This window comes from Bosea sp. 29B (assembly GCF_902506165.1).
Classification (GTDB): Bacteria; Pseudomonadota; Alphaproteobacteria; order Rhizobiales; family Beijerinckiaceae; genus Allobosea.
In genome coordinates, this window is sequence record NZ_LR733817.1 from 6,284,926 (window position 1) to 6,305,307 (window position 20,382).

At 66.5% G+C, this 20,382-nt stretch carries 18 protein-coding genes; 10 read left to right on the forward strand and 8 right to left on the reverse strand.

The window, feature by feature from the left end:
• Nucleotides 1-39 precede the first annotated feature (39 nt).
• The 4 genes from GV161_RS30610 (at nt 40) to GV161_RS30625 (ending at nt 2,750) form a co-directional block, all read left to right on the forward strand.
• Nucleotides 40-996 (forward strand): sensor domain-containing diguanylate cyclase, encoded by a 957-nt coding sequence (locus GV161_RS30610; protein ID WP_152013028.1) that lies wholly within the window; start codon nt 40-42, stop codon nt 994-996.
• A gap of 39 nt (nt 997-1,035) precedes the next feature.
• Nucleotides 1,036-1,545, forward strand: a complete 510-nt coding sequence (locus GV161_RS30615) for a hypothetical protein (protein WP_348521232.1) — start codon at nt 1,036-1,038, stop codon at nt 1,543-1,545.
• Between the two features lie 248 nt (nt 1,546-1,793).
• Nucleotides 1,794-2,129: a hypothetical protein gene (locus GV161_RS30620; RefSeq protein ID WP_152013029.1), complete on the forward strand. Its 336-nt coding sequence runs from the start codon at nt 1,794-1,796 to the stop codon at nt 2,127-2,129.
• A 150-nt stretch (nt 2,130-2,279) separates the two neighbouring features.
• A complete protein-coding gene (locus GV161_RS30625; protein ID WP_152013030.1) occupies nt 2,280-2,750 on the forward strand; it encodes a VOC family protein in 471 nt (156 codons plus the stop codon).
• Nucleotides 2,751-2,761: 11 nt separating this feature from the next.
• Here the strand turns inward: GV161_RS30625 and GV161_RS30630 are convergent, their stop codons facing one another.
• On the reverse strand, nt 2,762-3,127 hold the full coding sequence (locus tag GV161_RS30630) for a helix-turn-helix domain-containing protein (protein WP_152013031.1): 366 nt from the start codon (nt 3,125-3,127) through the stop codon (nt 2,762-2,764).
• A gap of 126 nt (nt 3,128-3,253) precedes the next feature.
• On the opposite strand from GV161_RS30630, the gene gstA reads away from it, so the two are divergent.
• From gstA to GV161_RS30650, 4 genes are all read left to right on the forward strand, one after another.
• The gene (gene gstA, locus GV161_RS30635) at nt 3,254-3,865 is read left to right on the forward strand and encodes a glutathione transferase GstA (RefSeq protein WP_152013032.1); all 612 of its coding nucleotides are present in this window, start codon (nt 3,254-3,256) and stop codon (nt 3,863-3,865) included.
• Entirely contained in the window at nt 3,862-4,251 is a 390-nt protein-coding gene (locus GV161_RS30640) for a nuclear transport factor 2 family protein (RefSeq protein ID WP_152013033.1), read from the forward strand. Before gstA ends, GV161_RS30640 begins: the two co-directional genes overlap by 4 nt.
• A 238-nt stretch (nt 4,252-4,489) precedes the next feature.
• Nucleotides 4,490-6,199 carry a Na/Pi symporter gene (locus GV161_RS30645; protein WP_152013034.1) on the forward strand — a complete coding sequence of 570 codons (1,710 nt, stop codon included), beginning with the start codon at nt 4,490-4,492 and terminating at the stop codon, nt 6,197-6,199.
• A 180-nt stretch (nt 6,200-6,379) separates the two neighbouring features.
• A complete protein-coding gene (locus GV161_RS30650) occupies nt 6,380-6,841 on the forward strand; it encodes a hypothetical protein (protein ID WP_152013035.1) in 462 nt (153 codons plus the stop codon).
• A gap of 86 nt (nt 6,842-6,927) precedes the next feature.
• Here GV161_RS30650 and GV161_RS30655 read toward each other — a convergent pair whose 3' ends face one another.
• The gene (locus GV161_RS30655) at nt 6,928-8,127 is read right to left on the reverse strand and encodes an MFS transporter (protein ID WP_152013036.1); all 1,200 of its coding nucleotides are present in this window, start codon (nt 8,125-8,127) and stop codon (nt 6,928-6,930) included.
• A 117-nt stretch (nt 8,128-8,244) separates the two neighbouring features.
• Between GV161_RS30655 and GV161_RS30660 the strand changes: the two genes are divergently transcribed.
• On the forward strand, nt 8,245-9,132 hold the full coding sequence (locus tag GV161_RS30660) for a LysR family transcriptional regulator (RefSeq protein ID WP_152013037.1): 888 nt from the start codon (nt 8,245-8,247) through the stop codon (nt 9,130-9,132).
• Between the two features lie 37 nt (nt 9,133-9,169).
• On the opposite strand, the gene metH is transcribed toward GV161_RS30660, so the two are convergent.
• The 4 genes from metH to GV161_RS30680 all read right to left on the reverse strand — a co-directional run bounded on the left by metH (nt 9,170) and on the right by GV161_RS30680 (nt 16,486).
• Nucleotides 9,170-12,922 carry a methionine synthase gene (metH, locus tag GV161_RS30665; protein ID WP_152013038.1) on the reverse strand — a complete coding sequence of 1,251 codons (3,753 nt, stop codon included), beginning with the start codon at nt 12,920-12,922 and terminating at the stop codon, nt 9,170-9,172.
• A gap of 4 nt (nt 12,923-12,926) precedes the next feature.
• The gene (metF, locus tag GV161_RS30670; protein WP_152013039.1) at nt 12,927-13,838 is read right to left on the reverse strand and encodes a methylenetetrahydrofolate reductase [NAD(P)H]; all 912 of its coding nucleotides are present in this window, start codon (nt 13,836-13,838) and stop codon (nt 12,927-12,929) included.
• Nucleotides 13,838-14,851 (reverse strand): metalloregulator ArsR/SmtB family transcription factor, encoded by a 1,014-nt coding sequence (locus GV161_RS30675; RefSeq protein WP_193219503.1) that lies wholly within the window; start codon nt 14,849-14,851, stop codon nt 13,838-13,840. The genes metF and GV161_RS30675 overlap by 1 nt, the downstream gene beginning before the upstream one ends.
• Before the next feature lie 195 nt (nt 14,852-15,046).
• Nucleotides 15,047-16,486: a PLP-dependent aminotransferase family protein gene (locus GV161_RS30680; protein WP_152013041.1), complete on the reverse strand. Its 1,440-nt coding sequence runs from the start codon at nt 16,484-16,486 to the stop codon at nt 15,047-15,049.
• An 84-nt stretch (nt 16,487-16,570) separates the two neighbouring features.
• On the opposite strand from GV161_RS30680, the gene GV161_RS30685 reads away from it, so the two are divergent.
• Entirely contained in the window at nt 16,571-17,434 is an 864-nt protein-coding gene (locus GV161_RS30685; protein WP_152013042.1) for a DMT family transporter, read from the forward strand.
• Between the two features lie 178 nt (nt 17,435-17,612).
• On the opposite strand, the gene GV161_RS30690 is transcribed toward GV161_RS30685, so the two are convergent.
• Nucleotides 17,613-17,816, reverse strand: coding sequence for a cold-shock protein (locus tag GV161_RS30690; protein ID WP_057190882.1), 204 nt, complete (start codon nt 17,814-17,816; stop codon nt 17,613-17,615).
• A gap of 248 nt (nt 17,817-18,064) precedes the next feature.
• Nucleotides 18,065-20,266, reverse strand: coding sequence for a glycoside hydrolase family 3 N-terminal domain-containing protein (locus tag GV161_RS30695; RefSeq protein WP_159650602.1), 2,202 nt, complete (start codon nt 20,264-20,266; stop codon nt 18,065-18,067).
• Nucleotides 20,267-20,382: the final 116 nt, after the last annotated feature.

Below are 20,382 nucleotides of genomic sequence, written 5' to 3' on the forward strand. Positions count from 1 at the left end.
CGTTGCTCACATCACCGACGCAAGGCTAAGGGCCGCCGTATGCCGCTCTCGGATGCCGAAGCCAGACGCCTCTACGATCAAGCAGCGCTGATGGCCTGCATCGGCGCCTGGGAATGTCGGCTCGCCGATACGCGCCTGAGCTGGACCGACGGCATCTACGACTTGTTCGGCCTGCAACGCGGCTGCGCGATCAACCGCCGCTCGATCGTCGAACTTTACCATGACGAGTCCCGCGCCGAGATGGAACGCCTGCGCAGCCGGCTGATCACCAGCGGCCAGGGCTTCGTCATGGACGCCCGCATCTGTACCACCACCGGCGCCGAGCGCTGGATGCGCCTCTCCGCCTCGGTCACGCATGAGCACGGCCGGCCGGCCCGCATTCACGGTGCCAAGCAGGACATCACCGGCGAGAAGGACATGTGGATGGGCCTGCGCCGGCTCGCCTACAGCGACCCGCTGACCGGCCTCGCCAACCGCCGCGCCTTCGAGATGCAGCTCTCGGACCTACGCCGCCACACCGGCGACGCCTGCGCGCTCGGCCTGCTCGCCATCGTCGATCTCGACAACCTCAAGCCGATCAACGATCGCCTCGGCCATGCCGCCGGCGACGAATGCCTGCGCCAGATCGCCATGCGGCTGGAAAGCGCGCTCAGCGACGCCGCGATCATCGCCCGCATCGGCGGCGACGAATTCGGCCTGCTGCTCTGCTCGGCCGCCGGTCGCCCCTATCTCCTCCACCGGCTGGAACAGGCGCAAGCGGCGCTGTCGCGCCCGGTCTCCTGGCGCGGAACGACCATCGAGGTCAGCGCCTCGATCGGCGCCACCATCCTGCGGCCAGGCCTGCTGCACGATCCCGAGCGGCGCTTCGCCGAGGCGGATTCGGCGCTCTACGTCGCCAAGGCCGCCGGCCGCAACTGCCTGCGCCTGTTCGGCGACCCCGTGGAGGTCGCCGGCGACGTGGCGATGGTCAGCGCCGGCGAGATGCACGTGGTCTGAGCGGGCGGGCGGCTGGGCGGGGCGTCGGCTTTCGCCCCCTTGCAGACATCGCTGATCGATGACCTGATGGGCGGCATGGCATACGATCAGTTCCCGAACATCTACCGCGAAGTGCCCGGTGGTCCGGAACTGCTCCGCTGGTTCGGAGAGGTTCCTAGCTTTCACGACGCGGAGATCGTGAGCTTAGATTTGCGTCGCTGGGGCGTGAGTACGCTTCGCGTCCACGGATTTGTCGCGAATTACCAAGCCGATTTGGGCAACGACCTCGTGTTCGACAAGCACGCCATCGTCACGTTCGCGATGGAAGACATCATGGACCTTCAGCTTGATGGTTTCAGCCACCAGAACGTCATCGGAGGCTTGATGCTGCAACGCGCAACAGACCGCGGCCGCGCGAACTACTACTCGCATCCACAGTCGCCCGAAGACATAGAAATCGAGCTCGAGCCTTGTTACGGGCTAGACGGCGTCATTCGTGCCAAGCGCGTATTGATCTCGTTCGAGCCTGGAATTCCGGACGGCCCCTCGATCTATCGGGAGGGCAGCTAACGACCCGAAGCTGACATTACGGCGTCCCGCCCCGCAGCGCCGCATGCGCCGAACTCGCACCGCAGCTGCGGCAACCTCTCCGCAACCTTCTTTGACCAACCTTCGCCGGCGGGACAGTTCCGGCTGACGATCTCGTGTCGCGCCTGAAGCAGAGGCCCGCGCTCGCTGAACGCGAGCGAACATTTCCGTTCAGGCGGCGTTGCCATTGCAAGTGCGATGATCGCCTCAGCTAAACCAGGAGACACCTCATGCGACATCTCGTGATCGCAGCAGCCCTGTTCATGGGCTCGATCACCGCGGTCAGTGCCGCGCCCTCCGCTCATCATGACGGAGCGCTTGCGCCCACGATCGCGCAGCAGCTCGACAAGCTGCCGGCCGAATTCAGCGCCAGCGCTGCGAAGCTGCGGCGGATGCAGATCATCCAGGACAATCTCGATCGCCAGCGCTACGGACGCGGTGGTGGCTACCGACGCGATTACGGCGGCGATTATGGGCGCGGCTACGGACGTGGTTACGGCGGCGGCTATGGTTATCGACGCGGATATGGCGACGGCTATGGTCGCCCCCGCTACGATCGCTGGTGAGACATGGCGGCCTCGCTGCGAAGCGGGGCCGCTCTCCCGGCCAATGCTCCCTTCACAAAACGAACGCCGTCTGTCGGAACCCTCGCCCCTCTTTCGTCCTTGAGACGACAGGCCGACATCCGGTCTGATGACGCAGCAAGGAGCATGGCGATGAAGGTCACCCAGAATCTCTGGTTCGATAAGGACATGGAGGCCGCGATCGGCCTCTATACGTCGCTGATCCCGAACTCGGCGCTGGAATGGACCAGCGCCCTGCCGGCGGAATCGCCAAGCGGGCCGGCCGGCAGCGTCAAGATCGCCGCCTTCACCATCGGTGGCCAGCGCTACCAGGCGTTCGAGGCCTGGCGCTCCGACACCTTCAACCACACCTTCTCGATCTTCGTGGAATGCGAGACGCAGGCCGAGATCGACCGGCTCTGGGAGGCGCTCGGCGAGGGCGGCAAGTTCGAGCAGTGCGGCTGGCTCAGGGATCGCTGGGGCCTGTCCTGGCAGATCGCGCCGAAGCGGCTGGGCGAGCTGACGCGGGACCCCGATCGCGCTAAGGCCAGGCGCGTCGCCGAGGCGATGCTGAAGATGGTCAAGCTCGATATCGCCGCGCTGGAAGCAGCCGCGAAGGGCTGAAACTCTGGCGCCTAGGCCGCTTGCGCCCGCGCGACGGCTTGTGCCTTCAGCTTGGCGCCGACCTCGGCGATTGCCAGGATCGCGGGCACGTATTCCTGCCCGAGCTCGGTCAAGGCGTACTCGGTCGAGGGCGGCGTGGTCGGCACCACCTTGCGCCGGACGACGCCCTTTTCCTCGAGTGCTCGCAAACGCGCGCTCAGCATCTTGGCCGAGATCACCGGCATGTCGCGGCGCAGCTCACCGAAGCGGCGCGGCCCGCCTGACAGGAACCAGATCACGTTCGGCGTCCAGGCCCCGCCGAGCACCTGCATGCAGGCGCCGACATTGCAGGTCTCGGGCTGCGCCGCGGCGCGATTCTTCCTGAGTTTCAAAGCCATTGCGGTCAGCTCTCCGGTTACCGAGAGGATACCGGAAAACGCAGTTACAACAAGTTACCCCGTATACAGAGGTAACTGCATCGGCCTAGCTCTCCGCCATTCGTCAACGCGGATGAGGAAATTGCCGTGAAGCTCTACTATGCCCCGGGCGCCTGCTCGCTCTCGCCCCATATCGCCCTGCGCGAGGCCGGCCTGCCCGTGACCCTCGAGAAGGTCGATCTCCTTGCCGGCCGGACCGAGACCGGCGCCGACTATGCCGCCGTCAGTCCGAAAGGCTATGTCCCGGCGCTGCAATTCGACGACGGCACTGTCCTCACGGAGGGCGCGGTCATCGCCCGCTATATCGCCGATCTCGCTCCGGACGCCGCTCTCGCTCCGAAGCCCGGCAGCTTCGAGCGCATCCGGCTCGAGGAGATCATGAACTTCATCGGCAGCGAGTTGCACAAGGCCTACACGCCGCTCTTCCTCCCCGACACGAGCGAGGACGGCAAGACGGCGGCGCGGGCCCGTGTGGCCAAAAAGCTCGGCTATATCGAGAACATCCTCGCCGACGGCCGCAGCCACCTTCTCGGCGAGCACTTCACCGTCGCCGACGGCTATCTCTTCACCATCGTCAACTGGTCGGACAGCCGCAGCGTTCCGCTCGACGCCTTCCCGAAGCTGCGCGCCTTCATGGCGCGGATCGGCGCCCGCGCCAGTGTGCAGGAAGCGATGCGGGCCGAAGGCCTGCTCCAGTGAGCGTCGATCCGCGTTTCACAGAGATCGTCGCTGCGCTCGGCGACTATTTCGACGGTCTCCATCACAGCGACGCCGACAAGCTCGGCCAGCTTTTCCACCCGCAGGCGATCTATGCCTGCGGGACGGAGGGCAGCCTGACCCATCTCACCATGGATCAGTACCTGCCGATGGTAGCGAAGCGGCCCTCGCCGGCAAGCCGCGGCGAGCCCCGGCGCGACCGCATCCTCTCGATCGAATTCGCCGGTCCGGTCACCGCGCTGGCCCGCGTCGAATGCGCCATCGGTCTAAAGCGCTTCACCGACCTCCTCAGCTTCATCAGGCTCGATGGGCGCTGGCGGTTGATCGCCAAGGTCTTCCATTTCGACCTCGACTCCGCGGCAACCTGAACGGCCGAGAGACGCGGCCGTCGGCGGATATCGACGCCGGCGGCCCGTCGATTGCTCGCCAGCCTTGTGACGCACAGTCACCCAAACGTCGTACGACCTGCCTAAGGACTCCGCTGGCCAGGTGGGGGCCGGCACGGAGAAGCACGCACGTCCATTGCCGGGCGCGCCTGTTGCCGCTTGCCGTGACGCCTCGACCCGGGGGTAGACGCGACCGCGCACATTTGTCGGAGTCGAGAGCATGCAAGTCGACATCTTCACGCAGGTGATCGTGCCTGTGATCGGCGGCCTGGGCATCTTCATGCTCGGCCTCGAATTCATGAGCAACGGCATCCAGAATCTCGCCGTCAACAAGATGCGGGCGCTGCTCGCCAGGATCGCCGGCACACCGGCCAAGGGCGTCCTCGCCGGCACCTTCATCACCGGCATCATCCAGTCCTCGACCGCGATGACCGTCATGGTCGTCGGCCTCGTCAACGCCGGTGTGATCGGCCTGCGGCCGGCGATCAGCGTGATCATGGGCGCCAATATCGGCACGACGCTCGGCAACGGCCTGATCGCGCTGCCGCTTGGCCCGCTGGGCCTGCTGCTCGCCGGCATCTTCGCGCTGATCCACATCTTCGCCAAGACCGACAAGGTGAAGAACATTGCGCTCGCCTGCATGGGCTTCGCGCTGATCTTCTACGGCCTCAACCTGATGACCGGCGGCCTGCGCCCCCTGCGCAACATGCCGGAGGTGATGGGCGTCATCTCCTCGCTGAAGGCCGACACCTATCTCGGCCTGCTCTACTGCGTGCTGATCGCCGCCGGCATCACCGCGATGATCCACTCCTCCTCGGCGACGATCGGCATCGTCATGGGCCTCGGCGCCGCCGGCATCCTCGATTGGAAGACCGCGGTCGCCTTCTCGCTCGGCGCCGATCTCGGCACCACCATCACCTCGTGGATGGCCTCGCTCAACCTGACCAAGAACGCCAAGCGCGCGGCTTACGCCCATATCTCCTTCAACATCATCGGCGTCGCCATCACGATACCGCTGTTCTTCGTTTCCATGGACGTGCTGACCTGGGCGATGCAGTGGTTCGGCGGCGATCCGGGCGTTGCGGTCGTCAAGGACGGCAAGGAAACCTTCCCGCTCATCCCGGTCGCGATCGGCCTCTATTCGACCTTCTTCAACATCTTCAACACCGTCCTGCTCTTCCCCTTCGTCGGCGTCTTCGAGCGCGTCCTGATGAAGGTCGGCGCCACGGCGACGGACGAGATCGAGGACTATTCGGCGCCGCGCTTCCTCGCCAAGGCCACCGATCACGCCCATGCCGTCGCCAACATCCAGAAGGAGACCGGCCGCTATCTCCAGGCCGCGCAGCTCTTCCTCGACATCGCTCGCACCAAGCCCGATGCGCCGGAGAAGAGCGACGAGCATTACGCTGCGATCGACATCCTCAATCGCGACATCCGGACGTACACCTCCGGCATGTTCACGGCCGAGATGCCCTATGCCCGCGCCGACCTCGTCGCGAGCCTGATCGAGGAAGAGGATTTCACCGCCAGTCTCGGCGAGACCCTCTACCAGATCGCCCGCCGCATCGAGCGCCAGCCCTTCGGCGCGCCAGGGCGCCAGATCGTCGACAGCGTCATCGATCAGGTCGCCGAGGCGATGCGCGCGATCCTGCCGGCCGGGCCGGATGCTCCGCTGGTCTCCGCGGAGGCGCAGCCGCGCATCGCCGCCCTGACGAGCGTCCGCGAGCGCTGCCTGCGCCTCGGCGCCGAGCTGCCCTGGGTCGAGCGCGGCGCGATCCTGGCGCTGCTCGGCTCGGCCGAACGCGCCTACTTCCTGATCGAGCGCATCGATGAAGAGCGCCGTTCGGTCTCGCGTGTCGTGCCCGTGACAGAGCCGAGCAAGCAGACCCGGGAGGCCGGCGGTTTCGACGCCGCTGCCGTGCCGGCCTGAGCGATCCGCTCCTCATCGGACTGTGGACAGGCCGCCATCGTGCGGCCTGTTTGCTGTTCCAGCTGAATTTCTGTCGTGATTGCGGGCGAAGGGGAGCGATCCGCAATGACGGTGCAATGCGCGAATTGTCGCCTGCTCGCCCCAAAGGCGCGGCGATCGATCGATACGAGGACAGCTATCATGACGTCGAAGGCGATTTTCCTGCTGGCGCCCGCTCTGGCGCTCCCAGCCGCCGCCTGGGCCGATGACGGCCTGACCTGGGGTGTCCGGCAGGATGGCGAAGGCATCGTCGTCGCCTATGAGATGCCGCAGACAGACGACCAGCGCCTGTTCTTCTCCTGCGATTTCGCCAGCAAGAGCCTGACCGTGCGGGTCCCCTTCTTCAAGGAAGGCATGAAGGACAACGCCGTCGCGACCGCCAAGTTCTCGTCGAGCGGCGGGCAGGCGGATGTCGGCATGAAGCTGATCAGCGACGAGATGGGCAATCACTTCGAGGCGACGACGACGCTGTCGCCCGCGCTCCAGTCGGTGCTGCGCAAGGGGAAAAGCCTCACCCTGCGCATCGAGGGCGAGACGCAGAGCTTCCCGCTGGCCGCCGGGCAGAAGGGCTTTGCCGTGCTGGCACAGCGCTGCGGCGGGTAGGCAACGGGCGCCCCAATTGAAGCGACAGCCAGGCCGTGCCGTATCGGGCAAGATCCGAATACGCACAGCCTGTCATTGGCAATGTCTTATCTGGTCGCGGCGGCGCGGAAGCCATGGCTCTTCGCGCCCCACGCGACCATGAATGTCGCGACCAGCAACGCCGCCAGCACCCAAGGGAAAGGCGCGACGCCGAACCCGCTCAGCAGCAATCCGCCGACGATGCCGCCACCGGCGATGGCGAGATTCCATGTCGTCACCAGCATCGACTGCGCGACATCAGCCGCATGGCCCGCCGCCTTGGCGGACGCGGTCTGGAACAGCGTCCCGGCCCCGCCGAAGGCCAGCCCCCAGACGGCGACGGCGCCATAAATCACCGAGGGCACCGTGCCTGCGATTCCGAGCGCCAATGCCGAGAAGCCGAACAGTGCGACGCTCGCAAGAACCAGTTCGCGAAGCCAGCGATCGATCAGGGCGCCCGTGATCCAGATGCCCAGCAGCGACGCCAGGCCGAAGACCAGCAGCACGACATCGGTGCGGTTCTTGAGGCCGGCCGGCTCGAGGAAGGGCGCGATATAGGTGTAGAGGGTGTTGTGGGCGAGCACATAGGCGAAGACCACGAACAGGACCGGCCGGACGCCCGGCAGCGTGAAGACCGCCTTCAGCCCGAACTCCTGCCCCCGCTTCTGGCCGGGAAAATCGGGCACGCTGGCCAGAACCCAGAAGACCAGCAGCACCGTCAGCCCGCTCATCACGCCGAAGGTCCAGCGCCAGCCCAGAAGCGTGCCGAGGAAGGTTCCCGTCGGAATGCCGAGCGAGAGGGCGAGCGGCGCTCCGACCATCGCGATGGCGATCGCGCGACCCTGCAGATGGTCGGGCACCATGCGCGCGGCATAGCCGGCCGCCAGCGCCCAGAGCAGCCCCGCGCTCATGCCCGCGACGAAACGGGCGACCAGCGTAACGGCATAGCTGTCGGAGATCGCCGTCACCGTGTTGACGACGGCAAAGCCGCCGATCGCGATCAGCAGCAGCGTGCGCCGCCGCCAGTTCTGCGTCGCGATCGTCAGGGGAATGGCTGAGACCAGCGAGCCAACCGCATAGGCCGTGACGAGCTGGCCGATGAGCGCCTCGGATTGACTGAGGCTCGCGGCCATTTGCGGGAGGAGGCCCGATGGCAGGATTTCGGTCAGGAGCGTGATGAAGGCCGCCATGGCAAGCGCCAGCAGCCCCCCTAGGGGCAGCCGCACCTCGCTCGTGCCTGCCGATACCGTATCCGTCACTGATGTCATGGCTATAGCGCCTTTGAAGATGGGTTGGCGCTTGAGGTAGCTGGTTCCCACTGAGCGAAAAATAGGACACAACTCATGACACTTTGGACATTTCCGTCATGACTGAGTGGCCGCCGCATGGACAGTCTCGGAGCGCTCTTTGCCTTTGTGCATGCGGCTGACGCCGACGGTTTCACGGAAGCCGGTCGCAAGCTCGGCATCTCCGCCTCGGCCGTCAGCAAGGCCGTGGCGCGCCTGGAGGATCGGCTCGGCGCAAGGCTGTTCCATCGCTCGACCCGCAGCGTCACGCTGACGCCGGAGGGCGCGATGTTCCTCGAACGCTGCCGGCGCATCCTCTGCGAATATGAAGCCGCCGAGCTCGAATTGTCGCGCAGCCGGGCGACGCCACAGGGCAAGCTGCGCGTCAGCCTGCCGTCGATGAGCATGATCCCGATGGCCAAGCTCGCAGCCTTCAAGCGGCGCCATCCGCAGATCGAGCTCGAACTGGATTCCACCGACCGAGTGGTCGACGTCATCGGCGAAGGCTTCGACGTGGTGCTCCGCACCGGTGAGCCAGCCGACTCCCGGCTGATGACCCGCACGCTCGGCCATTTCCGTCAGGCGATCGTCGGTTCGCCGGATTATTTCCGCAGGATGGGCAAGCCGGAGACACCGGAGGACCTCGCCCGGCACGCCTGCCTGGTCTACCGCTACGCCAACACCGGCAAGCTCCACCAATGGCCCTTGTCCAGAGGTGGCGAGCCGGCGCAGGTCGAGATCCAGCCCAGCGTTGTGACGAACGCGCTCGAAGCGCAGATCGGCCTCGCTGAAAGCGGGCTCGGCATCGCCTGCGTTCCCGACCTGTCCGTCGCCGAACACCTGCGGCGCGGCTCGCTCGTCCGCATCCTCGAGAGCTATGTCGAGGCGCAGACCAAGCTCAGCGTGATGTGGCCCGCCAGCCGCTACGCCTCGCCGAAATTGCGGGCCTTCGTCGGCTTCGCGGCCGAAGAGTTCCTGGCCTCATGACAGGCCTCGTCCCGCCGGGGTCGCGGGGAGACGGCGATTACTCCGCCGCCTCCGCATAGGCGCTCGGCTCGTAGTTCAGGATCGGCGCCAGCCAGCGCTCGACCTCGCGGATGTCCATGCCCTTGCGGACCGAGTAATCCTCGACCTGGTCGCGCTCGACCTTGGCGACGCCGAAGTAATAGGCGTCAGGATGCGAGAGATAGAGGCCGGAGACCGATGAGCCCGGCCACATCGCATAGCTCTCGGTCAGCTTGACGCCGACGCGCGGCTCGGCCTGGAGCAGCTCGAACAGGGTCGCCTTCTCGGTATGGTCGGGCTGGGCCGGATAGCCCGGCGCCGGCCGGATGCCCTGGTATTCCTCGCGGATCAGGTCTTCGTTCGAGAGGTTCTCGTCCGGCGCATAAGCCCAGAACTCGGTGCGCACCAGCTGGTGCATGCGCTCGGCGAAGGCCTCGGCGAAGCGGTCGGCCAGCGCCTTGACCATGATCGAGCGATAGTCGTCGTTGTCGCGGGCGAACTTCTCCGAAATGCGCTCCTCTTCCGCCCCGGCCGTCACGACGAAGGCGCCGATATAGTCGGGCCGCTCGATGCCTTCGGGCGCGACGAAGTCGGAGATGCACATGTTCGGCTTGCCGTCGCGCTTGGAGAGCTGCTGGCGCAGGCCGTGGAAGGTGGCGAGCGTCTCCTGCCGGCTCTCGCCGGTATAGAGCCGGATATCGTCGCCGACCGCGTTCGCCGGCCAGAAGCCGACCACCGCCTTCGGGTTGAACCAGCGCTCCTCGACGATGCGCTTCAGCATCGACTGCGCATCGTCCCAGAGCGCGCGCGCCGCCTCGCCCTGCTTCTCGTCTTCGAGGATCGCAGGGTACCGGCCCTTCAGCTCCCAGGTCTGGAAGAACGGCGTCCAGTCGATCACCGGCACGAGATCGGCAATGTCATAGGTCCGGAAGACGCGGGTGCCGAGGAAAGTCGGCTTCGGCGGCTGGTAGCTCGCCCAGTCCGGCTTGAAGGCGTTGGCGCGCGCCTTGGCCAGCGGCAGGCGCTGCTTGTCGGCCTCGGAGCGGCGATGGGCGGCGGCGACCTTCTCGTATTCGGCCTGGATGCCGTCGACGTAAGGCCCCTTCTGCTCCTGCGAGAGCAGGCTGGAGACGACGCCGACCGCGCGCGAGGCGTCGGTGACGTAAACCGCCTGACCCTGATTATAGGCCGGGTGAATTTTCACCGCGGTATGGACGCGGCTGGTCGTCGCCCCGCCGATCAGGAGGGGAATGTCGAAGCCTTCGCGCTCCATCTCGGAGGCGACGGTGACCATCTCGTCGAGCGATGGCGTGATCAGCCCGGAGAGACCGATGATGTCGACCTTCTCCTTGCGCGCGGTGTCGAGGATCTTCTGCGTCGGCACCATCACGCCGAGGTCGATCACCTCGTAATTGTTGCACTGGAGCACGACGCCGACGATGTTCTTGCCGATGTCGTGGACATCGCCCTTCACCGTCGCCATCAGCACCTTGCCGGCCGCCTGGCGCTCGGCGCCGCCATTGAGGCGCTTTTCCTCTTCCATGTACGGCATGAGGTAGGCGACGGCCTGCTTCATCACGCGGGCCGACTTCACCACCTGCGGCAGGAACATCTTGCCGGCGCCGAACAGGTCGCCGACGACGTTCATGCCGGCCATCAGCGGCCCTTCGATGACGTGCAGCGGCTTCTCGGCCTGCGCCCTCGCCTCTTCCGTATCGCGGTCGATGAACTCGGTGATGCCGTTGACCAGCGCGTGCTTGAGGCGCTCGTGCACGTCGCCCTCGCGCCAGGCGAGGTCCTTGCCCGAGACCGCCTGTGAGCCATCGCCCTTGAAGCGCGGGGCGGCGTCGAGCAGTCGCTCAGTCGAATCCTTGCGACGGTTGAGGACGACGTCCTCGCAGAGCTCGCGCAGCTCGGGATCGAGGTCATCATAGGAGCCGAGCTGGCCGGCATTCACGATGCCCATATCCATCCCGACCTTGATGCAATGGTACAGGAAGACCGAATGCATCGCTTCGCGGACCTTCTCATTGCCGCGGAACGAGAAGGACAGGTTCGAGACACCGCCGGAGATATGCGCATGCGGCAGCGTCTCGCGGATCGTGCGGGTCGCGTTGATGAAGTCGTTGCCGTAGTTGTCGTGTTCCTCGATGCCGGTCGCGACTGCGAAGATGTTCGGGTCGAAGATGATATCCTCGGGCGGGAAGCCCGCGACCTCGGTCAGCAGCTTGTAGGCGCGCGTGCAGATCTCGATCTTGCGCTGATAGGTGTCGGCCTGGCCGGTCTCGTCGAAGGCCATGACGACGACGGCGGCGCCATATTGCCGGCAGATGCGGGCGTGCTCGAGGAAGGCCTCTTCGCCCTCCTTCATCGAAATCGAGTTGACGATCGGCTTGCCCTGGATCGTCTTGAGGCCGGCCTCGATGACATGGAACTTCGAGGAGTCGACCATGATCGGCACGCGGGAGATATCCGGCTCCGAGGCGATCAGGTTGCAGAACTCGGTCATCGCCTTCTCGGAATCGAGCAGGCCCTCGTCCATGTTGATGTCGATGACCTGCGCGCCATTGGCGACCTGGTCGCGCGCCACATCAAGCGCCGCGGCATAGTCGCCATTGGTGACCAGCTTGCGGAACTTGGCCGAGCCGGTGACGTTGGTGCGCTCGCCGACGTTCACGAAGGGAATCGTCTCGTCGAGCGTGAACGGCTCGAGGCCGGCGAGCCTGAGATAGGGCTTCGGCTCCGGAATGGCGCGCGGCGCCTTGCCGGCGACGGCCTCGGCGATCGCGCGGATATGGCCGGGCGTCGTGCCGCAGCAGCCGCCGACCATGTTGACGAAGCCGGCATCGGCGAACTCGGCCAGCATCTTGGCGGTCGCTTCCGGCCGCTCGTCATAGAGGCCGAACTCGTTGGGCAGGCCGGCATTGGGATAGGCGCAGACCAGGGTGCCGGCGACGCGCGACATGTCCTTGATATGGGCACGCATCTCGCGGGCGCCCAGCGCGCAGTTGAGGCCGATCGTCAGCGGATTTGCATGGCGCACCGCGTTCCAGAAGGCTTCGACCGTCTGGCCCGAGAGCGTGCGGCCGGAGAGATCGGTGATCGTGCCGGAGATCATCACCGGCAGCTTCATCGCCTTCTCGCGGAAGACCTCCTGGATCGCGACGATCGCGGCCTTGGCGTTGAGCGTGTCGAAGATCGTCTCGATCAGCAGCAGCTCCGAGCCGCCATCGATCAGGCCACGCACCTGCTCGGCGTAAGCATCGCGCACCTGGTCGAAGGTGACGGCGCGAAAGCCGGGATTGTTGACGTCGGGCGAGATAGAGAGCGTGCGGTTGGTCGGGCCGATCGCGCCGGCGACGAAGCGGCGGCGGCCGTCCTCCTTGCGGGCGATCTCCGCCGCCTCGCGCGCGATCCGGGCGCACTCGACGTTGAGCTCATAGACGATCGCCTCCATGCCGTAATCGGCCTGGGCGATCGAGGTGCCGGAGAAGGTGTTGGTCTCGACGACGTCGGCGCCGGCCCGGTAATAGGCCAGGTGGATGTCGCGCAATGCATCCGGCATCGTCAGCGCGATCAGGTCGTTATTGCCCTTGAGGTCGTGGTTCCAGCCCTTGAAGCGCTCGCCGCGGAAGTCCGCCTCGGTCAGCTTCAGGTCCTGGATCTGCGTCCCCATCGCACCGTCGAGGATCAGGATGCGCTCGGAGGCGGCCTGGCGCAGGGCGCGCTCGACCTCGGTGCCGTCGGCGAGGGTGGGCTTGTACTCGGACATCAGTCTACTCCGCCGCAACCTGCTGCGCCTGCGCCTTCTCCGGCTTCAGGCCGACGAGATGGCAGATCGCATAGACCAGGTCGGCCTTGTTCATCGTGTAGAAATGCAGGTCGGAAACGCCGCGATCGATCAGGTCGAGCACCTGCTCGGCGCAGACGGCGGCGGCGACCAGCCGGCGCGTCGCCGCATCGTCCTCCAGCCCTTCGAAGCGGTCGGCCAGCCATTGCGGCACACTCGCCCCGGTCCGGCGGGCAAAGCCGGCGGTCTGCTTGAAGTTCTGCACCGGCACGATGCCGGGCAGGATCGGGATATCGATGCCGCTGGCACGGACCTTGTCGAGATAGCGGAAATAGACGTCGTTATCGAAGAAGAACTGGGTGATCGCCCGCGTCGCGCCGGCATCGACCTTCTTCCTCAGCGCATCGATGTCGGCATCGAGCGAAGCCGCCTCCGGGTGCTTTTCCGGGTAGGCCGAGACGGTGACCTCGAACTCGCCGATCTTGCGGATGCCTTCGACCAGGTCGGAGGTCTGGTGATAGCCCTCGGGATGCGGCTCATAGGTGGTGCCGAGCCCGCCGGCCGGGTCGCCGCGCAGCGCCACGATATGGCGCACGCCCGCCGCCCAATAGGAGCGGATGACGTCGTCGACCTCGGCGCAGGAGGCGGAGACGCAGGTCAGATGCGCCGCCGGCTTCAAGGCCGTCTCGTCGATCATGCGCTTGACGGTGTTGTGGGTGCGCTCGCGGGTCGAGCCGCCGGCGCCATAGGTCACCGAGACGAACGCCGGACCGAGCGGCTCCAGCCGGCGCACGCTGTCCCAGAGATTGACCTCCATCTCCTCGTTCTTCGGCGGGAAGAACTCGAAGGAGACGCGCGGACGGCGCGAGCCGTGGCGGCTGGGGCGGAAAGCGTTCATCACGCAACCTCACGATCGAACTGACGAATCGGAAAATCACCCTGGAGGCGCCGGTCGCGCCCGCGCCAGAGCATGACGCCGAGCTGGCCGCAAGCCCCGTCGGGTGCCGTGACCTCTTTGGCGAGATCGCATTCGAGACCGGCTTCGGCGAACCAGGCGGCGATCTCGTCTTTCTCGAAGCCGAGCCGGCGATGGGCATGCTCGGTGCGCAGGAATTCCATCTCGTGCGGCGCAAAATCGACCAGAATCAGCCGGCCACCGGGCGAGAGCAGCGCCGCCGCCTCGCGCAAAGCGCGGCCGGGATCGTCGAGGAAGTGCAGCACCTGGTGCACGATCACGAGATCGAAGGAGCCGCGCGCGAAGGGCAGCGCGTAGATATCGCCCTGCCGGAGCTCGACCCGCGACAGCCCCGCCTTCTCCAGATTGGCACGGGCCACCGCCAGCATGGCATGGCTGGCATCGACGCCGACCGCACGCGCTGCCTTCGGCGCGAGGCGCTCCAGCATGCGCCCGGTGCCGGTGCCAAGATCGAGCAGCGCCTGCAACGGCGTCTCGCCGACGGCGGCCTCGACCGCGGCTTCCACGGCGGCATCGGGAACATGCAGCGTGCGCAACTGGTCCCATTCGCGCGCGACATTGGCGAAATAGGATTGCGCCGCCGCGGCCCGCGATGCACGCACCGCGGTGAGGCGCTCGCGATCAGCCGCCAGAACCGGGTCGGCAGGATCGAGATCGCGGGCGAGCGTCAGCGCCAATGCACCGCCGGGTGTCGCGTCGTCGAGCCTGAAGAAGGCAAAGGCGCCTTCCCGCGAACGGCGCAGCAGCCCGGCCTCGGCCATCAGCTTGAGATGGCGAGAGATGCGCGGCTGCGACTGGCCGAGGATGTCGGTGAGATCGGAGACCGAGAGCTCGCCTTCCGCCAACAGCGCCAGGATTCGCAAACGGGTCTCCTCGCCCGCCGCACGCAGCGAGGCCAGCAAGGTCGGCAGCGAATGGTGGGAGCGGCGGGTCACCAGCGAGCACCTCGAAACTCGGTGAAAGATATAAACATATCTTTATGTCAGATGCGAGGGCGATGCAAGCCGCTTGTCCGATATTTCAGTCGACATCGACGGATCAAACAAACGCACACCCCTATCTCGAATGGAAGCGAGGTAGGGGCAAGAGGCGGCCGGGATTACCGGAGCGTCTAAGGATGAGGGCCTTTCCTACGCAGACTTGTGCGATGCCGCCGCGCGCATCGCCTCGCGCAGCACGCTGAAGATGCGTGGGTCGGCGGCCTGCGCCACGTTGAAGCGCATGAAGTCCCTGGCCGTCCGGGACAGGCTGAAGGCGTTGCCGGGCGCGAGCACGACCCCCTCGCCCAGCGCATGCCGCGCGATCTCCCCCGCATCGAGCCCATCAGGCAAGCGGCACCACAGGAACAACCCGCCGCGCGGCGTCAGCCAGGGCTCGATGTCGAGTGCGGCGAGCCGGCCGCGCGTCTCGGCCATCGCCCGCACCAGCCGCTGGCGCAGTGCCTCGACATGCCGGCGATAGCTACCGTCCTTCAGGATATCGAGCACCAGCTCGGCTGCGAGCCGCCCACCGCCGAAGGAGAGCGCGACCTTGAGATCGGTCAGCCCCTCGACCCAGTCCGGCCTTGCAGCGATGTAGCCGCAGCGCACCGAAGCCGACAGCGTCTTCGAGAAGCTGCCGATCTGGATCACCCGTTCCAGCCCGTCGAGCCCGGCAAGGCGCGGCGCGAAATCGGGTTCGAGATCGCCGAAAATATCGTCCTCGACGATGGTCAGCCCTGCTTGCTCGGCGAGCTTCAGCAGGCGATGCGCCGTCGTGGCCGAGAGCGTCGCACCGGTCGGGTTATGCAGGGCACAATTGGTGACGTAGAGCCGCGGCCGATGCTCGGTCAGCGCCTGCGCGAACAGGGCAAGATCGGGGCCTGACGGCGTATAGGGCACACCGACGATCTTGACCCGGTGGACGCGCAACAGCGCATGAAAATTGAAGTAGCAGGGATCGTCGACCAGCACGGTATCGCCGGGCTCGAGCAGGAAGCGGCAGACGAGGTCGATCGCCTGGGTGCCGGACTCGGTCAAGACGATCTGGTCGGGCGCAGCCTCGACGCCGCGCTCGGCAAGTCGATGCGCGAGCAGATGGCGCAGTGCCGGCAAGCCCAGCGGCGTGCCGTATTCGGCCAGCGTCGCCGCATCCGCCCGGCCGAGCTTGCGCAGCGCCTTGCGGATCGAGGCTTCGGGCATCCAGTCCGGCGGCAGCCAGCCGCAGCCGGGCCTCAAACTGTCAGCGCCAGCGTCGAGCGACTGCCGGGAGATCCAGAGCGGATCGACCGCCCGGTCGAGCTTCGGCGCGACATCGGCGAGCGAGAGCGGCGGCAGGCGCCGGACATAGAAGCCGGAGCCGCGCCGCGCCTGGATCGCGCCCTCCGCCGCCAGCCGCTCATAGGCCTCGACCACCGTCGATTTCGACACGCCCATGCTCTCGGCGAGGCCGCGGATCGAGGGCAGCTTGGCGCCCGGCGCCAGCGTCCGCCCGGCGATCCGCTGCCGGATCGTCGCCATGACCCGCCCGACCAGCGTATCGCCCGCGGCCGTAATATCGACCGAATCCTTAATCTGTACGGCCTCTTGCATCAGGACAGTTTGCCCGAACTGTACCGGACTGTCTCTGGAAATCCGTGAGCCCCCGCCGCATGCAGGCCGGCTCCTGGAGGGATCATGGACAGAACTGCGAACGGCCTGCTCAACGGCTTCATCGGCGTCGTCATCTTCAGCGGCTCGCTGCCGGCGACACGCGTCGCCGTCGCCGACTTCGATCCGGTGTTCCTGACCGTCGCACGTGCCGCCATCGCCGGCCTGCTCGGGCTCGCCCTCCTGCTCGCGCTCCGGGAAAAGCGGCCGGCCCGCGCCGATGTCCTGCCGCTCGCCGTGGTCGCGCTCTGCGTCGTCGTCGGCTTCCCGCTGCTGACCGCGCTGGCGCTGAAGCACGTCACCTCCGCCCACTCGATCGTCTTCATCGGCCTCTTGCCGCTCGCGACCGCGATCTTCGGCGTGCTGCGCGGCGGCGAGCGGCCTCAGCCTGCCTTCTGGGTCTTCGCCATCCTCGGCAGCCTCTGCGTCGTCGGCTTCGCCTGGACGCAAGGCATCGCCGCCTCACCCGTCGGCGACCTCCTGATGCTCGCCGCCGTCATCGTCTGCGGCCTCGGCTATGCCGAGGGCGCGCGCCTCTCGCGCCATCTCGGCGGCTGGCAGGTAATCTCCTGGGCGCTGGTCCTGTCGCTGCCGATCATGGCCGGCCTCTCGCTCGCGACGCTGCCGGTATCCTTCGCTCAGGCGGGCGGCCCGGCCTGGCTCGGCCTCGCCTATGTCTCGCTGTTCAGCATGCTGATCGGCTTCGTCTTCTGGTATCGCGGCCTCGCCCAAGGCGGCATCGCCGCGGTCGGGCAGCTGCAATTGCTGCAGCCCTTCTTCGGCCTGGCGCTGGCCGGCCTGCTGCTCGGCGAAACTGTCGGCTGGCAGATGATCGCGACCTCGGCCGCAGTCGTCCTCTGCGTCGCCGGAGCGCGGCGTTACGCGCGCTAGATCAGGAACGCCGACAACTCGACCTCAAGGATGAGAAGCAGGCCTCGTCGTGAGCGCGTGGTTGCCAGGCCGGTCGGGGCCGGTTCTCAAATGGAGCGTGAGCCTGCCGGCTTTGGGCGCAGTCATGACAACCGCAGGCCGGTAGCCTTCGTCACGCCTATCAGGCCTTTTGCTGCGTTCAGAGCAGCTTCAGGTCACCCGCCGCGGTCTTGCCGCGCTCGGTCTTCAGGTCGAAGGAGAGCTTCTGTCCCTCGGTCAGGGACATCAGGCCCGCTTCCTTGACGGCAGTGATGTGCACGAACACATCCTTGCCGCCGTCAGCAGGTTGAATGAAGCCGTAGCCCTTCTCGGTATTGAACCATTTGACGGTTCCGGTCGCCATCGCCGCATCCCTTGGAGCATCCGTGGTCGTAACGGAGCCCTCGGCAACGCTGTCGAAAAGGCCCCGCACAGCGAGGATTGACCGAAAACGCAAGCTTGTCGAGATGAAACCGCTGGCAGTTGCCGTTACGTCCGCCAGGGCCGGATCCGATCAAGTCGCATCGACCTGATCGGTGAATCCGTTTCTGCACTTTTAGGTAGAGACCGTTTTATCCGAGCGACTTGCACGCAAGTCACCCGGAACGGGCTCTAGCGCTTCGTCAGCTCGAATTGCGCCTTTACCGACGCGAGCGAAGAACCGCCGAAATAAACCTCCACGGTACCCGGATCGAGCTGGTAGCGGCCGGCATCGTCATGGCCGCCGAGCGCCTTGCCCTCCAGCTTGAACCGCACCGTCCTGGTCTCGCCGGCCTTGAGCGCGACCTTGTCGAAGCCCTTGAGCAGACGCAGCGGCCGCGAGCGCTCTGCGACGGGCTGGCGGATATAAAGCTGTACCACCTCCTGGCCGTCGCGATCCCCCTGATTGGTCACGTCGACGGCAACCTCCGTCGCCCCGTCGAACGGCACCCTGGCGTTGGTCACGCGCGGATTGGCATAGGCGAAGCGGCTATAGGACAGGCCGAAGCCGAACGGGTAGAGCGCCTCGTTGGCCTCGTCCATGTAGATGGATTCATAGCGCTGGCGGATCTTCTGCGGCCGTCCCGTCGGCAGTTGGTCGTAATAGACCGGGATCTGCCCGACCGAGCGCGGGAAGCTCATCGGCGTCCGCCCGGCCGGATTGACCTTGCCGGCCAGCACCTCGGCGATCGCGGCGCGCCCCTCGGTGCCGCCATGGAAGGTCTGGACGATCGCGGCAACGTTCTTGTCGGCCCAGCTCAGGACCAGCGGCCGGCCCGTCGCCAGCACCAGCACCACCGGCTTGCCGGTCGCGACCAGCGCCTCGAGCAATTCCTGCTGCACGCCGGGCAGGCCGAGATTGGTGCGCGAGGCGCCCTCGCCCATGAACTCGCAGTCCTCGCCGAGCATGGTGACGATGAGATCGGCGGCAGCCGCCGCCTTCAGCGCCGCGTCCTTGTCCTTGAACTCGGTGCCGCAGGCCTTGGCGAAGGCAGGCTCGTAGGTAACCGTGACGTCGGCCGGCAGCTGCTCGCGCAGCGCCTCAGGCAACGGCTGGACGACACGGCGCCCCAAACCCGCCGGATCGGTCCAGACCCGCTCATCCTCCGGCACCGCCATGGCGCCGATCACCGCGACCGACTTCACAGCCGGCGCGATCGGCAGCGTCTGCTTGTCGTTCCGGAGCAGGATCACGCCTTCGCGCGCGGCCTGGCGGGCGACCTTGCGGGCTTCCTCGGTCTGCATCAGCGACGGCGCGGCGGCGACGTCGACATCCGCGCGCTCGAACAAGCCGAGATGATATTTGACTCTGAGCACGCGCCGGACGGCCTCGTCGAGCGCCTTCACCGGCACGCGGCCGGCCTTCACCTCATTGGCGAGGTGCTTGTGGTAGACATCGCCCATCATGTCCATGTCGATGCCGGCGAGCAGCGCCTTGCGCGCGGCTTCCGCGTCGTCCTTGGCGATGCCGTGCAGGCGCAATTCGGTGATCGAGCCGAAATCCGAGGTGACGAAGCCGCGAAAGCCCCATTGCCCGCGCAGGAGATCGGTCAGCATGCCGCGATGGGCCGTGGCCGGCATGCCGTTCAGCGCATTGAACGCCGCCATCGCCGTCATCGCGCCGGTGTCGAACGCAGCCTTGAATGGCGGCAGGAACAGGTCGTGCAACTGGCTCGTCGGGATCCAGGTCGAATTGTAGTCACGCCCGCCCTCGGCCGCACCATAGCCGACGAAGTGCTTGACGCTCGCAGCGACACCGCCGCGCTGGTAGCCACGCGTCCGCGCCACCGCGATGATGCTGGCGAGATAGGCGTCTTCGCCCGCGCCCTCCAGCACCCGCCCCCAGCGCGGATCGCGCGAGATGTCGACCATCGGCGCGAAGGTCCAGTTGACGCCGGCGGCACGCGCCTCGCGCCCGGTCCAGTAGGCCGCCTGCTCGATCAGCTGCGGATTCCAGCTCGACGCCTGGCCGAGCGGCAGCGGGAAATAGGTCGAGAAGCCATGGACGGCATCGAGCCCGATGATCAGCGGGATCTTGAGGCGCGACTGCCTGACGGCCTCCTGGACCTGCCGAACCTCCTGCGGCACGACGAAGTTCATCACCGCACCCATCCGGCCAGCCTTGACCTGGTTGATGTCAAAGCCCTCGCCGCGCCCGGAGAGGTGGAGCTGGCCGACCTTCTCCTCCAGCGTCATCCTGCCGATCAGCGCCGTGATCTTGCGCTCGATCTCGGCGGCCTCGCGGCCCTGCTTCCAGCCGACACCCTCCTGCTGCGCGTGGGCGAAGGTCGCAAGGCCGCAGAACAGGAATGCAGCGACGAGCCGCAGAAGCATGATTGAGGTCTCGCTGAACGGACGGAAGGGATGAGCCGCCCTACAGGATCGGGCCGCCCGGCTCAACCGCTGGCATCGCCGCATCGCGATGAACAGGGCCTGAAGCGACGCCGGCA

What these genes read in the sequence shown, in the direction of transcription:
- GV161_RS30645 (WP_152013034.1), top strand. Translation starts at nt 4,490, where the DNA reads ATGCAAGTCGACATCTTCACGCAGGTGATCGTGCCTGTGATCGGCGGC.
- GV161_RS30695 (WP_159650602.1), bottom strand. Translation starts at nt 20,266, where the DNA reads ATGCTTCTGCGGCTCGTCGCTGCATTCCTGTTCTGCGGCCTTGCGACC.
- GV161_RS30685 (WP_152013042.1), top strand. Translation starts at nt 16,571, where the DNA reads ATGGACAGAACTGCGAACGGCCTGCTCAACGGCTTCATCGGCGTCGTC.
- GV161_RS30610 (WP_152013028.1), top strand. Translation starts at nt 40, where the DNA reads ATGCCGCTCTCGGATGCCGAAGCCAGACGCCTCTACGATCAAGCAGCG.
- GV161_RS30630 (WP_152013031.1), bottom strand. Translation starts at nt 3,127, where the DNA reads ATGGCTTTGAAACTCAGGAAGAATCGCGCCGCGGCGCAGCCCGAGACC.
- GV161_RS30680 (WP_152013041.1), bottom strand. Translation starts at nt 16,486, where the DNA reads ATGCAAGAGGCCGTACAGATTAAGGATTCGGTCGATATTACGGCCGCG.
- metF (WP_152013039.1), bottom strand. Translation starts at nt 13,838, where the DNA reads ATGAACGCTTTCCGCCCCAGCCGCCACGGCTCGCGCCGTCCGCGCGTC.
- GV161_RS30690 (WP_057190882.1), bottom strand. Translation starts at nt 17,816, where the DNA reads ATGGCGACCGGAACCGTCAAATGGTTCAATACCGAGAAGGGCTACGGC.
- GV161_RS30655 (WP_152013036.1), bottom strand. Translation starts at nt 8,127, where the DNA reads ATGACATCAGTGACGGATACGGTATCGGCAGGCACGAGCGAGGTGCGG.
- GV161_RS30625 (WP_152013030.1), top strand. Translation starts at nt 2,280, where the DNA reads ATGAAGGTCACCCAGAATCTCTGGTTCGATAAGGACATGGAGGCCGCG.
- GV161_RS30650 (WP_152013035.1), top strand. Translation starts at nt 6,380, where the DNA reads ATGACGTCGAAGGCGATTTTCCTGCTGGCGCCCGCTCTGGCGCTCCCA.
- GV161_RS30620 (WP_152013029.1), top strand. Translation starts at nt 1,794, where the DNA reads ATGCGACATCTCGTGATCGCAGCAGCCCTGTTCATGGGCTCGATCACC.
- metH (WP_152013038.1), bottom strand. Translation starts at nt 12,922, where the DNA reads ATGTCCGAGTACAAGCCCACCCTCGCCGACGGCACCGAGGTCGAGCGC.
- GV161_RS30660 (WP_152013037.1), top strand. Translation starts at nt 8,245, where the DNA reads ATGGACAGTCTCGGAGCGCTCTTTGCCTTTGTGCATGCGGCTGACGCC.